Raw genomic sequence first — 14,598 nt, 5'->3', positions numbered from 1 at the left:
AAAAACCGGTGTTCAGGCCCAGCCTGCGCCGGTTTTTGTATTTTATTTGTGGCGGTTTTACGTTAGGTTTTAAAGACCTTCGCCAATGAGAATCCCCGTATGTCAGAGACAGATTTTTCACAGCAACCGGTTAACACACACACCAAAGGGCTGGGGCCGCTGAGCGCCGGTGCGCGCATGGGCGATATCCGTGAACAGGGCTGGAATATTCTGCGTGAAGACGTGAGCCTGCCGGTTGCCGTGTTGCTCGAAGAGCGAATCGAACACAATCTTTCCTGGATGCGTGAGTTTATCCAGCGGTATCAGCTGAAACTGGCCCCGCACGGCAAAACCACCATGAGCCCCGAGCTGTATCAGATGCAGCTGGAATTCGGCGCATGGGGCATTACGCTGGCTACCGCGCCGCAGGTCAATGCCGCGTTTGCGCATGGCGTGCGTAAAGTGATCATGGCGAATCAGCTGATCGGCAAAGGCAATATGGCGATCATTGCCGGGCTGCTGCGCGAAGACCCGACGTTTGATTTCACCTGTATCGTGGATTCCGCTGAGAACGCCGATGCGCTCGGCCATTACTTTGCCTGCCAGCAACTGAAACTGCGCGTGATGTTTGAGTATGGCATGGCGGGCGGGCGTACCGGCATTCGTACGGACCAGCAGGAAGCCGATGTGCTGGCCGCAGTGAAACGCTGGCCGCAGTCACTGGCGCTGGTCGGCGTCGAGCTGTATGAAGGCGTGAGTAACGATGAAGCGGTGATCCGCCGTTTCCTGCGTCATGTGATGGCGCGCACCGAAGCGCTGGCGCAGGCACGGGAGTTTGCCGAGCCACGGGTGATATTAACCGGTGCCGGTTCCGCCTGGTTTGATGTGGTGGCCGAGGAACTGGCGCGGGAAGAAACCCATCTCGACCCGGAAAAACGCTACGTGCTGGATATCATTTTGCGCTCAGGGTGTTACGTCACGCATGACGTGGGTGCGTATCAGGCGGCGCTGGAGCGGATGCAAACCTGCAATCCGGTGGCACGGGAAATGAACAGCAGCTTACAGCCGGCGTTGCAGGTGTGGGCGGCGGTGCAGTCGTTGCCGGAGCCGGGCAGGGCGATCATTGCCTTCGGCAAACGCGATGCCGGTTATGACGCCGGATACCCGAAAGCCGCCGGACATTTTCGTCCGCGCAGTGCGACACAGGCGGGCTACACCACCGTGGTGCCCGCGCCGGAAGACTGGAAAGTGTTCTCGATGATGGATCAGCATGCGTTTATGTCGATTCCGGAAGAGGCGGATCTGCAAGTCGGCGACATGCTGGTGTTTGATATTTGCCATCCGTGCCTGACGTTCGACAAATGGCGGCAGTTGTTGCTGGTGAATGAACAGTGGGATGTGACCGGTGCAGTGACGACCTGGTTCTGACAGAAAAAAACGCCCGGCGGATACCGGGCGTTACTCTTTTGGTATGACCCCCGTCAGGGATCACCTTGGTAAATAAGCCACCGCCGCCCGTTTCACGTTGTCGATTTCATCGAGTAACTCAAACCATTCAGGTTCCAGCGTGTCGGCGTTGACACCCTGACGCAACTGCTGCTCGATGTAGAAACACAGCTGTTTCAGGCGCGGCACGCCACTGTAGCTGCAACTGCCATGAAGTTTGTGGATCAGCGCCAGAATATCGTCATCCGGCTCGCCGCGCGTGACCGCTTCCACCCGCTCCGCCACCTGTGGCAGGAATTCCACCAGCATTTGCAGTAAATCCTGCGCCAGTGCGACTTTATTGGCCGACTGACTCAGCGCCAGTTGCCAGTCGAGCGTACTGATTGGCGCGAGCGCCTCGCTGCCCTGTAACGGCGAATCCAGTTGCGTCTGGTGCTGATGATGTCGTGACAGCACATTTTTCAGCATGCTTTCATCAATCGGTTTTGACAGATAATCATCCATGCCCAGTTTCAGTAACTGTTCGCGCTCGCCGCTCAGTGAGTGGGCGGTGACCGCCACCACCGGCGTTTTGGCATGACGCGCCATCTGATGAATGATTTCGCTGGCGCGGATGCCGTCGATATCCGGCATCTGAATATCCATCAGGATAATGTCGAGATCGGTATGGCGGGCGACCTCGATGGCTTCCTCGCCGCTGTGACACAGCACGGTGGTTTCCACCAGCTCTTCCAGCAAGGCGCCGATCAGTTTGAGGTTCGCCGGGTTGTCATCCACCGCCATGGCGGTCAGCGGCAGGCGCGAGGTTTTGTCGTCGTTATTGCCGATCACCCGGACGGACGCCTGTTGTTCCTGTAATAACAACGGCAGCAGACGGATGCTCGACATCGGTTTAATCAGACAGGCCTGCACGCCGCGTTTTTTCAGCTCTTCGGCATCCACCTGGAACTGACTCGGCAGCGCCAGCAGCAGGTGCCGCGTCATGCCCAGCACTTTCTGCAATTTACCGTCGTACTCGGAGAGGATCTGATCCGGTTTTACCGGAATGCTGCACAGCATGATGTCGTACCACGGGTCTGGCAGCGCGGCCAGCGTGGTGCGGTGAGTGACATCCAGCGGGGTGGCCTGCAGGATTTCCATCGTGGCTTTCGCCGCCGCCGGGTTCGCTTCGACATACGCCAGTCGCTTGCCTTCCAGATGGCTCATGGACACCGGCGTGACGTGGCGGTTTTCATTCAGCTCCAGCGTGACGTGGAACCAGAAGGTGGAGCCGCGGTTAATCTGGCTGTAGAAGCTGATGTCGCCGCCCATTTCCTTCACCAGACGCTGGGTGATCACCAGTCCCAGACCGGTGCCGCCATGACGGCGTGAAATGCTGGCGTCTGCCTGACGGAACGCCTGGAACAACTGCGACTGCTGGCGCTCAGAAATACCGATGCCGGTATCGTGGATCTGCACTTCCAGTTCGACCTGCAAGTTGTTCTGCGAACGCAGTTCGACATTGATATCGATATTGCCCGCTTCGGTGAACTTAATCGCATTTCCCAGCAAGTTAGTGACAACTTGCTGCATACGCATCGGATCGCCTAACACGTTTTCCGGCACGTTGTTGTGGACGTTCAGCGTCAGTTCCAGACCCTTGTCATGCGCGGTATGCGCCAGCAGGATCACCACTTCATCGAGCATTTCACGCAGCGAGAACGGAATATGTTCCAGCACCAGTTTGCCCGCTTCCAGCTTGGAGAAGTCCAGCACGTCGTTAATGATGGTCAGCAGATGATTGGCGGAACGTTCAATGGTTTGCAGATAGTCGGCCTGCGTCGGCGACAGCGGGGTTTTCAGCGTCTGGCGGGTAAAGCCAATCACGCCATTGAGCGGCGTACGCAGCTCGTGGGACATGTTCGCCAGGAATTCAGACTTGATACGTGCTGCTTCCTGCGCGCGCTTTTTCGCCAGATCCAGTTCAACGTTCTGGATTTCCATCTGCTCCAGCGTTTCGCGCAGGTCTGAGGTGGCCTGATCGATATTCTGCTGCACTTCTTCGTGATAGGCCGTCAGCGACATCGCCATTGAGTTGATGCCGTTTTTCAACATGCTCAGTTCGCCCGGCATATTGCCTTCCACACGGCTGTCGAGCTGCCCGCGACGGATGCGGTCAACAGTATTGACCATATTGCGGATTGGCCCCGTCACGTCGCGCATCAGGCGGTAAGCGAACAAGGTGGCAATCCCCAGACACAGCAACAACAGCATGGTGGAAACAAAGGCTTCCTGATATTGCGCCAGTTTGACCGAGCGTAAATCCAGCTCGATGGCGATATACCCCAGCCTGTTGTCCGGCGATGCACTGAACGTTTCATCATCCGCTTCTGTATGGTTTTCGGCCTGGATCGGCGTGCGCAGGATTAATACATCACCGGAACGGATTTTAGTCAGCTCACGGGGAATGTCTTCGACACGTTTGACCTGCAACGGACTGCCGTCATGCTGGCTGGTGGAACTGGCGAACAGTTTATTGTCGCCATCAAAGACGCTGATGCTGCGCACAATGTCAGAGTGATTGCGGTGCAGGCGGCTGATCAGCCGTTTCACCGGTTCGCGTTCACGGAACGTCATGCCATATTCGCTCGCGACCGCCAGAGGCTCGATAATACTGGCTCCGGCTTCTGTCAGCTGATTCTGCAACTCGTTGTAGCGGTGCACCACAAAGAAGGTGCTGAGCAGCAAACCGATCATTAATGTCGGTGCCAGAATCAGGATCATCATCCGTGCGCGAAGGCTATATTTGGTCATGGGGTTCCAATGTGGGAGAATTAGCTCCAGCTAAGCTTAATAAACCAGCGTGTAATCGACAATAATGGCTCAATTCTACTCTCCGAACCGCCGCGTGACGACCCGGCAAACGATAACTGTGACCGCCACCGACCTGGATGCTTTCGGGCAGGGCGTGGCGCGCCATAACGGCAAAGCCGTATTTGTCAGTGGCTTACTGCCCGGCGAACAGGCAGACGTCACTTTAACAGAAGATAAAAGCAAGTACGCCAAAGGACGTCTGAAACGTTTGCTGACCACCAGCGACGATCGCGTTAAACCGGCGTGTCCGCATTATTCCACCTGCGGCGGATGTCAGCAGCAACACGCCAGCGAGGCTCTGCAACAGCGCAGTAAATCGGCGGCATTATTACGACTGATTTCGCGCGAAACCGGCGTGCAGGCGGATCCTCAGCCGGTGATTGCCGGGCCGCAATATGGCTATCGCCGTCGCGCGCGTCTGGGGCTGCAAATCGCGGGCGTTAAACCGGGGCGTAAAACCGGGACGGCGAACGGTCCGCTGGTGATGGGATTCCGTCAGGAAGGCTCGAACGATCTGGTGGCGATTACCCGCTGTCCGGTACTGCGACCTGAGCTGGAGCAACTGCTGGTGCCTGTGCAGGAATGCCTGTCCTCCCTGTCTGCGGTGAAGCGCCTCGGGCATCTGGAACTGGTGCTGGCGGATAACGGTCCGCTGCTGGTGCTGCGCCATCTGGATCCGCTCAGCGAGGCCGACCGGGCGCGTCTGACGGCGTTTGCGGCGCAACATCAGTTAACGATTTACCTGGCCCCTGACAGCGAGACGCTGGAGCCTTTGTGCGGCGAAACCCCTTATTATCAGATAGAGGGACTGAATCTGAAATTTGGTCCGCGCGACTTTATTCAGGTCAACGACGCCGTTAACCAGCAAATGGTGGCGCAGGCGCTGGAATGGCTGGAACTGACGCCGGAAGATCGCGTGCTGGATCTGTTCTGCGGAATGGGGAATTTCACCCTGCCGCTGGCAAAAAGAGCTAAGCAGGTTGTCGGCGTCGAAGGTGTTGCTACACTGGTGGCGAATGGGCAAGATAATGCCCGCAATAATGGATTAGATAATGTGTCCTTCTACCATGAGAATCTGGAGGACGACGTCAGTAAACAACCCTGGGCGGCGCAAGGTTTCAATAAAATCTTGCTGGATCCGGCCCGGGGCGGCGCTGCTGGCGTGATGGCGCATATCGTTAAACTTGCCCCGGCGCGTGTGGTGTATGTCTCATGCAACCCCACAACCTTAGCGCGGGACAGTAAAATTTTGTTGGAGGCGGGTTATCGTTTGGCTCAGGTACGTATGCTGGATATGTTCCCGCACACCGGGCACCTTGAATCGATGGCTCTGTTTATCAACCCGTCTGACACAGGCGTTGTGTCAGAAACGTAGGGAGAGGGTATGGTTGCGGTAAGAAGTGCACATCTGAACACGGCTGGCGAGTTCGCGCTCGACGACTGGATCAACAGCTTAGGACTGTCCAGCCAGCAATCATGTGAGCGTTTAGCCGAAACCTGGCGCTACTGCGAGCAACAAACGCAGGGCCATCCTGACGCCTCGCTGCTTCTGTGGCGCGGTCTGGAGATGGTTGAAATCCTCTCGACCCTCAGCATGGATAACGACAGTATGCGCGCCGCGCTGCTGTTCCCGCTGGTTGATGACGGCATTATCGACGAAGACACGCTGACGCAGCAGTTCGGTAAAGGCATTACCGATCTGGTGCATGGCGTGCGTGATATGGATGCCATCCGCCAGCTGAAAGCCACGCAAAACGATTCCATGGCTTCCGAGCAGGTGGACAACGTCCGCCGTATGCTGCTGGCGATGGTGGAAGATTTCCGCTGCGTGGTGCTGAAACTGGCCGAACGTATCGCTCACCTGCGCGAAGTGAAAGACGCGCCGGAAGAAGAGCGCGTTCTGGCGGCGAAAGAATGTACCAATATTTATGCGCCGCTGGCTAACCGTCTGGGTATCGGTCAGCTGAAATGGGAGCTGGAAGATTTCTGCTTCCGTTATCTGCATCCTGACGAATACAAGCGTATTGCCAAACTGCTGCATGAGCGTCGTATCGACCGTGAGCAGTACATCGATGATTTTGTGTCGACCGTAAAAAATGCGATGGCCGAAGAGGGCATCAAAGTCGATGTTTACGGCCGTCCCAAACATATCTACAGCATCTGGCGCAAGATGCAGAAAAAATCCCTGTCCTTTGACGAACTCTTCGACGTGCGCGCCGTGCGTATCGTGGTGGAGCGTTTACAGGATTGCTACGCCGCGTTAGGGATTGTACACACCCATTTCCGCCATCTGCCGGACGAATTCGACGATTACGTCGCCAACCCGAAACCGAACGGTTATCAGTCGATTCACACCGTGGTGTTAGGGCCGCGCGGAAAAACGCTGGAAGTGCAGATCCGTACCCGCCAGATGCACGAAGATGCCGAGCTGGGCGTGGCCGCGCACTGGAAATACAAAGAAGGCACGGCAGTGGTCGGTGGCCGCAGCGGTGGCTACGAAGGGCGTATCGCCTGGCTGCGTAAACTTATCGCGTGGCAGGAAGAGATGGCCGATTCGGGCGAAATGCTCGACGAAGTGCGCAGCCAGGTCTTCGACGATCGCGTCTACGTGTTTACGCCAAAAGGCGATGTGATCGACCTGCCGATGGGCTCCACGCCGCTCGACTTTGCGTACCACATCCACAGCGATGTCGGTCACCGCTGTATCGGCGCGAAAATCGGCGGGCGCATCGTGCCGTTTACCTATCAGCTGCAAATGGGCGATCAGATTGAAATCATCACCCAGAAGCATGCGAACCCAAGCCGCGACTGGCTGAACCCAAGCCTCGGTTACGTCACAACCAGCCGTGGCCGCTCGAAAATTCAAAACTGGTTCCGTAAACAGGATCGCGATAAGAACATTATTGCCGGTAAGCAAATCCTCGATGACGAGCTGGACAGACTGGATATCAGCATCAAAGATGCCGAAAAACTGCTGCTGCCACGCTATAACGTCAACTCGCTGGATGAAGTGCTCGCCGCCATCGGTAACGGCGATATCCGTCTGAATCAGATGGTGAACTTCCTGCAATCGCAGCTGAAAAAGCCGAGTGCGGAAGAGCTGGATAAAGAAGCGCTGCGCCAGCTGACGCAGAAAACCACGCCGCCACCGACCCGCACCAAAGACAATGGCCGCGTCGTCGTCGAAGGCGTCGGTAATCTGATGCACCACATTGCGCGTTGCTGCCAGCCGATCCCGGGCGACGAAATCGTCGGTTACATCACTCAGGGGCGCGGGATCTCCATCCACCGTGCCGACTGTGATCAGCTGGAGGATTTACGCTCGAATGCGCCGGAACGTGTGGTCGATGCCGTGTGGGGCGAAAGCTATTCCAGCGGGTATTCACTGGTGGTGCGTGTGGTGGCCAACGACCGCAGCGGCCTGCTGCGTGATATCACCACCATCCTTGCCAACGAAAAAGTGAACGTGCTCGGCGTCGCCAGCCGCAGCGACACAAGGCAGCAACTGGCAACCATCGACATGGATATCGAAATCTACAACCCGCAGGTGCTGGGGCGCGTGATTGCCAAACTGAATCAGTTGCCGGATGTGATTGAAGCCAAGCGACTTCACGGCAGTTGATCACACGCTTATAAGGCCCGCCAGTCGGGCCTTTTCTTTTATGTTTTTGACTCCTCTATTTTAAAACGGACAGATCCTATGACCGATTCTTCTTTGCAACGCCTGCTCACCATCATGAAAACCCTGCGCGATCCCGAAGCCGGTTGCCCGTGGGATAAAGAGCAAACTTTCGAGACCATCGCTCCATACACGCTGGAAGAAACCTACGAAGTGCTGGATGCCATCGCCCGTAAAGATTACGACGATGTACGCGACGAGCTGGGCGATCTGCTGTTTCAGGTGGTGTTTTACGCCCAGATGGGCAGCGAGCAGGGGCTGTTTGAGTTTGACGATATCTGCAATGCCATCTCCGACAAGTTAGAGCGCCGCCATCCGCAAATCTTTGGTCAGGAAGCGACCTGGTCGAAAGACGCCAGCAGTAAAGACGTGCTGGTCAAATGGGAAGCGCGTAAGGCGCAGGAGCGCGCGGAAAAATCCCTGCACTCGGCGCTGGATGATATTCCCTCCGCACTGCCTGCGCTGATGAAAGCGCACAAAATTCAGAAACGTTGTTCAAATGTCGGCTTCGACTGGACGACGCTCGGACCGGTGCTCGACAAGGTGTACGAAGAAATTGACGAAGTGATGTTTGAGGCGCGTCAGGCGGTCATTGACGAAGAAAAACTCGGCGAGGAAATCGGCGACCTGTTGTTCGCGACCGTTAATTTGTCCCGCCATTTAGGCCACAAAGCGGAAGATGCGTTGCAGGCGGCCAACCGCAAGTTTGAACGCCGTTTCAGGCAGGTCGAGGAAATTATCCGTGCGAAGGGCCTAAACATGGAAGATGCTACACTTGAGCAAATGGAAGACGCCTGGCAGCAGGTGAAAAAGCAGGAAGGCTGAGATCCGCGATGCGACTTTGATCGGAAACAAGATCTGCTGATGCTGAAACGGTTAAGCTCAGTGTCATTCAGTGCTTAACCGGCTGATCTGAGAGCAGTAAAGTCCAACAAATTGAAATCTAAGATGTTTTAGAGTGTCATGCGAACAACTCAGCACTTTTTATATGCTAACTGGTTGTTTTTGAAAGAATGAAAGAATAGGGCTGGCAGGGTTAACCCTTCTGAAGTGACGGTAAGGAAAACGATGATGGACAGCAAAACGTTTATTTGTGGCGCACACAAGGTTCCGGTATACTGTTTTCCCGTCTTGGTTACTCCATCATCTTTAAACCTAACCTCTCAGGTTCAGCATGACAACTAATTATATTTTTGTGACCGGCGGGGTCGTATCCTCTCTGGGTAAAGGCATTGCCGCAGCCTCTCTGGCGGCTATTCTCGAAGCCCGTGGCCTCAACGTGACCATCATGAAACTGGACCCGTATATCAACGTGGATCCGGGTACGATGAGCCCGACTCAACACGGCGAAGTCTTCGTGACCGAAGATGGCGCTGAAACCGATCTCGATCTGGGCCACTACGAACGTTTCATCCGCACCAAGATGACTCGCCGCAACAACTTCACCACCGGCCGTATTTATTCCGACGTGCTGCGCAAAGAGCGCCGTGGCGATTATCTCGGTGCCACCATTCAGGTTATCCCGCACATCACCAACAACATCAAAGAACGCATCATTGAAGGCGGCGAAGGCCACGATGTCGTGCTGGTGGAAATTGGCGGTACGGTCGGTGATATCGAATCCCTGCCGTTCCTGGAAGCAATTCGTCAGATGGCCGTTGAAGTGGGCCGCGAACACACGCTGTATATGCACCTGACGCTGGTGCCTTACATGGCGGCTGCCGGTGAAGTGAAAACCAAACCGACCCAGCACTCCGTGAAAGAACTGCTGTCTATCGGTATCCAGCCAGACGTGCTGATCTGCCGTTCTGACCGCGCCGTACCGGCTAACGAACGTGCGAAAATCGCCTTGTTCTGTAACGTGCCGGAAAAAGCGGTTATCTCCCTTAAAGACGTTGATTCTATTTATAAAATCCCGGCCCTATTGAAATCTCAGGGTCTGGACGATTATATTTGTAAACGTTTCAGCATCAACGCGCCGGAAGCCAACTTGTCCGAATGGGAACAGGTTGTGTATGAAGAAGCCAATCCGGGCGGTGAAGTCACCATCGGTATGGTCGGTAAGTACATTGAGCTGCCAGATGCGTATAAATCTGTGATTGAAGCGCTCAAACACGGCGGCCTGAAAAATCGTCTGACCGTGAACATTAAACTTATCGATTCACAGGATGTCGAAACCCGTGGCGTGGAAGTGCTGAAAGGTCTGGATGCTATCCTGATCCCAGGCGGCTTCGGCTACCGTGGTGTGGAAGGCAAAGTGGCCACGGCGCGTTATGCACGTGAAAACAACATCCCTTATCTGGGCATTTGTCTGGGTATGCAGGTTGCACTGATTGAATTCGCCCGTAACGTGGCGGGTATGGAGAACGCCAACTCCACAGAATTTGTGCCAGACTGTAAGTTCCCGGTGGTTGCACTCATCACCGAATGGCGCGATGAAGAAGGTAACGTCGAAGTCCGTTCCGAAGACAGTGATTTAGGCGGCACCATGCGTGTGGGCGGACAGCAATGTCACCTGAACGACGGTAGCCTGGTTCGTGAGATGTACGGCGAGCCAACAATAGTTGAACGCCATCGTCACCGTTACGAAGTGAACAACATGCTGCTCAAACAAATCGAAGCCGCAGGTTTACGCGTAGCCGGTCGCTCTGGCGATAAGCAACTGGTGGAAATCATCGAGCTGCCTAACCATCCGTGGTTTGTGGCTTGCCAGTTCCATCCAGAATTTACGTCAACGCCGCGTGATGGTCATCCGTTGTTTGCAGGCTTCGTGAAGGCTGCCGGTGAGTATCAGAAGCGTCAGGTAAAATAAAATACCGGCGAAACGACGTGTTTCAGACACGTCGTTTAACCGAAGCTTTAGTTAACTTGTACTGAGGAAATCCTAATGTCCAAAATCGTTAAAGTCATCGGTCGTGAAATCATCGACTCCCGTGGTAACCCGACCGTAGAAGCTGAAGTTCATCTGGAAGGCGGTTTTGTAGGTCTGGCTGCTGCGCCATCGGGTGCTTCTACCGGTTCCCGCGAAGCGCTGGAACTGCGTGACGGTGACAAATCCCGTTACCTGGGCAAAGGCGTCACCAAAGCCGTTGCTGCTGTTAATGGTCCAATCGCTCAGGCTGTAACCGGTAAAGACGCGAAAGATCAGGCTAACATCGACAAGATCATGATCGATCTGGACGGTACTGAGAACAAATCTAAGTTCGGTGCTAACGCGATTCTGGCTGTTTCCCTGGCTGCTGCTAAAGCGGCTGCTGCTTCTAAAGGTCTGCCACTGTACGCACACATCGCAGAACTGAACGGCACCCCGGGCAAATACTCTATGCCACTGCCTATGATGAACATCATCAACGGCGGCGAACACGCGGATAACAACGTTGATATCCAGGAATTCATGATCCAGCCTGTTGGCGCGAAAACGCTGAAAGAAGCGATTCGTATGGGTTCTGAAGTGTTCCATACTCTGGCTAAAGTGCTGAAATCTAAAGGCATGGGTACTGCTGTTGGTGACGAAGGTGGCTATGCGCCAAACCTGGGTTCTAACGCAGAAGCACTGGCTGTTATCGCTGAAGCGGTAAAACAAGCAGGTTACGAGCTGGGTAAAGACATTACTCTGGCGATGGACTGTGCAGCCTCTGAATTCTACAAAGACGGTAAATACGTTCTGGCTGGCGAAGGCAACAAAGCCTTCACCTCTGAAGAATTCACTCACTTCCTGGAAGACCTGACCAAACAGTATCCAATCGTTTCTATCGAAGACGGTCTGGACGAATCTGACTGGGATGGTTTCGCGTACCAGACTAAAGTTCTGGGCGACAAAATCCAGCTGGTTGGCGACGATCTGTTCGTTACCAACACCAAGATCCTGAAAGAAGGTATCGAAAAAGGTATCGCTAACTCCATCCTGATCAAATTCAACCAGATCGGTTCTCTGACCGAAACCCTGGCTGCGATCAAAATGGCGAAAGATGCTGGCTACACTGCCGTTATCTCTCACCGTTCAGGCGAAACTGAAGATGCTACCATTGCTGACCTGGCGGTCGGTACTGCTGCAGGCCAGATCAAAACCGGTTCTATGAGCCGTTCTGACCGTGTTGCTAAATACAACCAGCTGATTCGTATCGAAGAAGCGCTGGGTGATGCAGCACCGTTCAACGGTCTGAAAGAAGTGAAAGGTCAGTAATTACTGCCCCGTCATACTTTCTTAAAAACCCGCTCCGGCGGGTTTTTTTATGCCCTGATTTTGCTCACAGAGAAATCTGCCATACTCATTTACAGCACAAGTTTGGTCTCAACGGCCATATCTGTGATAATGCGCGCTGATTTTTTTAGAGATGACTGAGAAACCGATGCAGTACCCGATTAATGAGATGTTCGAAACCCTGCAAGGGGAAGGCTATTTTACCGGCGTGCCGGCGATTTTCATTCGCCTGCAAGGCTGTCCTGTGGGTTGCAGCTGGTGCGATACCAAACACACCTGGGATAAAATTGCCGATCGGGAAGTCGATATGCAGCGCATTCTGGTCAAAACCGAAGAAAGTGACGCCTGGGGCAATGCCACGTCAGAACAACTGCTCGAGGTGATCGCGCAGCAAGGTTACACCGCCCGTCATGTGGTGATCACCGGCGGCGAGCCGTGCATTTATGATCTGACCGAACTGACGTCATTGCTGGAAAAGAACGGCTTCAGTTGCCAGATTGAAACCAGCGGCACGCATGAAGTGCGTTGCTCAGTGAATACCTGGGTGACCGTTTCCCCGAAAGTGAATATGCGTGGCGGATACGACATTCTGCCGCAGGCACTGAAACGTGCTGATGAAGTGAAGCATCCGGTGGCGCGTCAGCGTGATATCGACGCGCTGGATGTTCTGCTGGAAACACTGACGGACAGCAAAGCGCGAATTATCGCCCTGCAGCCCATCAGCCAAAAAGAAGAAGCCACCAGACTGTGCATTGCGACCTGCATTGCAAGGAACTGGCGGCTTTCAATGCAGACACATAAGTATCTCAACATTGCATAATACCCTGCATCCTTCGTGCTGTCTCTGCGTTGGCTGCTTTCATTCACCCCAGTCACTGACTATTGTCAGCTCCGGGGGATTCATTCAATTGCCGCCTGGATAAAGCACGAATGATTTTGGGTATTTTGCGTTAACCTTTATACACGCAACCCGCTGTGCAGGTTTCTTTGACGCGCACGGCGCTGAGCAGTGGCAGCTTAGGTTTCATCTCGTTCCAGATCCACGCGGCCAGCACTTCGCTGGTCGGGTTTTCTAAGCCCGGAATGTCGTTCAGATTATAGTGGTCGAGACGATCTAAAGTCGGATTGAACGCGGCTTTCAGTTCGGCGAAATCCATCACCCAGCCGGTATGCGGATCCACTTCACCGGTGATTTCTAAGCGGACGGTGAAAGAGTGGCCGTGCAACCGGCCGCATTTATGCCCGGCAGGCACATGCGGTAAATGGTGGGCGGCTTCGAACTGAAAATCTTTAAATAATGTGGTGGTCATGAGGCAGTCTCGTTGCTCGAAAAAACGCGGCATAGTACCGGAATACGGGCTTTCGTGCCATGACTTCGCTGCGCTTTTCTTCACCAAATCCTGACTTTTCCTCTCTTTACTCCGCCTGCATTGCTGGCTTACAGTGAGCCGGTAGAAACTAACCTGTTGAGATAGTGAATGATTACTGTGCTTCGTTGCGCTGTTCTGGCGCTGTTGTTCTCTGCCACCGCGCAGGCAGAAACGGCATCTCCCGCGAAAGAACCTGCGCCCGCTCAGGCGAAAGCCGCCAAAACTGCACTGGTTTTTCCGGCGGGATCCGGCGTAATGCATATCGCGCTGGCAGCGGGTAAAAAGCCGCTGGACGTTTTCACTTATCAACCCGTTGGCGCGGATGCGACCACCCCGGTGGTCATGGTAATGACCGGTGTTGACCGTAACGCGATGACTTACCGTAATGACTGGATGACCGTCGCCGATCAATACCATTTGCGGGTGATCGTCCCGCATTTCAGTGAGCAGGATTTCCCCGGTGCGGCAGGGTATAACCTCGGCAACCTGACGGACAGCAAAACCCATCACCGCCTGCCGAAATCGCAGTGGGCATTCAGCATCGTCGACACCCTGTTTACCACCTTGCAGAAGCAGGGCGTGACCAGCCAGAAACAATACTATTTATTCGGCAACAGCGCGGGCTGCCAGTTTGTCCACCGTATGCTGACGTTGTTGCCGGAGCCGAACGTCAAAGCTGCGGTGTGTGCGGCGGCGGGCTGGTGGACATTGCCGGATACCGACCAACGCTGGCCCTACGGATTGCGGGAAGCGCCGGTGGCGGTCAGTCAGCAGCAACTGAATGATTACTTCGCCAAACCGGTGCTGATTGCCGTCGGCGCGCAGGATGATGATCCGGAAAACCGTTTGCTGCGTAAGTCCAAACAGGCGATGGCCCAGGGGACAAACCGTCTGGAGCGCGCGGAAAGCTATTTCACCACGTCCCAGCAGCGCGCCGAGCAGAACAACACGCCGTTTAACTGGCACTTTATGGATCTGTCTGACGTCGGTCACAGCGGCAGTAAAATGTCGGTGTTTGCCGCCGGACAATTCGCCTGGTTCGAGCAGCACAACGCTTTTCACCTCTGAAA

Annotated in this window: 10 protein-coding genes; 8 read left to right on the top strand and 2 right to left on the bottom strand. The window is 54.8% G+C overall.

The annotated features are described in order from the left end of the window. The first annotated feature begins 99 nt into the window (after positions 1 to 99). The gene (locus tag EYY67_RS07905) at positions 100 to 1,407 is read left to right on the top strand and encodes an amino acid deaminase (protein WP_131693265.1); all 1,308 of its coding nucleotides are present in this window, start codon (positions 100 to 102) and stop codon (positions 1,405 to 1,407) included. 60 nt (positions 1,408 to 1,467) lie between these two features. Here the strand turns inward: EYY67_RS07905 and barA are convergent, their stop codons facing one another. Continuing rightward, positions 1,468 to 4,218, bottom strand: a complete 2,751-nt coding sequence (barA, locus tag EYY67_RS07900) for a two-component sensor histidine kinase BarA (RefSeq protein ID WP_119823270.1) — start codon at positions 4,216 to 4,218, stop codon at positions 1,468 to 1,470. A gap of 64 nt (positions 4,219 to 4,282) precedes the next feature. Here barA and rlmD point away from each other — a divergent pair, with 64 nt between their 5' ends. The 6 genes from rlmD (at position 4,283) to queE (ending at position 12,978) form a co-directional block, all read left to right on the top strand. After that, complete coding sequence (rlmD, locus tag EYY67_RS07895; RefSeq protein ID WP_095923527.1) at positions 4,283 to 5,653, top strand: 23S rRNA (uracil(1939)-C(5))-methyltransferase RlmD; 1,371 nt, start codon at positions 4,283 to 4,285, stop codon at positions 5,651 to 5,653. A 9-nt stretch (positions 5,654 to 5,662) separates the two neighbouring features. Beyond that, the gene (gene relA, locus EYY67_RS07890) at positions 5,663 to 7,900 is read left to right on the top strand and encodes a GTP diphosphokinase (protein ID WP_015695888.1); all 2,238 of its coding nucleotides are present in this window, start codon (positions 5,663 to 5,665) and stop codon (positions 7,898 to 7,900) included. Positions 7,901 to 7,978: 78 nt separating this feature from the next. Then, positions 7,979 to 8,782 carry a nucleoside triphosphate pyrophosphohydrolase gene (mazG, locus tag EYY67_RS07885; RefSeq protein WP_131693264.1) on the top strand — a complete coding sequence of 268 codons (804 nt, stop codon included), beginning with the start codon at positions 7,979 to 7,981 and terminating at the stop codon, positions 8,780 to 8,782. A 349-nt stretch (positions 8,783 to 9,131) separates the two neighbouring features. Beyond that, the gene (pyrG, locus tag EYY67_RS07880; RefSeq protein ID WP_013573994.1) at positions 9,132 to 10,769 is read left to right on the top strand and encodes a glutamine hydrolyzing CTP synthase; all 1,638 of its coding nucleotides are present in this window, start codon (positions 9,132 to 9,134) and stop codon (positions 10,767 to 10,769) included. A 75-nt stretch (positions 10,770 to 10,844) separates the two neighbouring features. Continuing rightward, positions 10,845 to 12,140: a phosphopyruvate hydratase gene (eno, locus tag EYY67_RS07875; RefSeq protein WP_095923525.1), complete on the top strand. Its 1,296-nt coding sequence runs from the start codon at positions 10,845 to 10,847 to the stop codon at positions 12,138 to 12,140. A gap of 166 nt (positions 12,141 to 12,306) precedes the next feature. Continuing rightward, the gene (gene queE, locus EYY67_RS07870) at positions 12,307 to 12,978 is read left to right on the top strand and encodes a 7-carboxy-7-deazaguanine synthase QueE (RefSeq protein ID WP_131693263.1); all 672 of its coding nucleotides are present in this window, start codon (positions 12,307 to 12,309) and stop codon (positions 12,976 to 12,978) included. A 130-nt stretch (positions 12,979 to 13,108) separates the two neighbouring features. On the opposite strand, the gene queD is transcribed toward queE, so the two are convergent. Beyond that, positions 13,109 to 13,468 (bottom strand): 6-carboxytetrahydropterin synthase QueD, encoded by a 360-nt coding sequence (gene queD / locus EYY67_RS07865; protein ID WP_013574001.1) that lies wholly within the window; start codon positions 13,466 to 13,468, stop codon positions 13,109 to 13,111. 168 nt (positions 13,469 to 13,636) lie between these two features. Between queD and EYY67_RS07860 the strand changes: the two genes are divergently transcribed. Continuing rightward, the gene (locus EYY67_RS07860; protein ID WP_131693262.1) at positions 13,637 to 14,596 is read left to right on the top strand and encodes an alpha/beta hydrolase-fold protein; all 960 of its coding nucleotides are present in this window, start codon (positions 13,637 to 13,639) and stop codon (positions 14,594 to 14,596) included. The last annotated feature ends 2 nt before the right edge of the window (positions 14,597 to 14,598 follow it).

Source organism: Rahnella victoriana, from assembly GCF_004330295.1.
Taxonomy (GTDB): domain Bacteria; phylum Pseudomonadota; class Gammaproteobacteria; order Enterobacterales; family Enterobacteriaceae; genus Rahnella; species Rahnella victoriana.
Note: the sequence above shows the minus strand (reverse complement) of the source record. Positions and strands in the feature narration are given on the sequence as shown.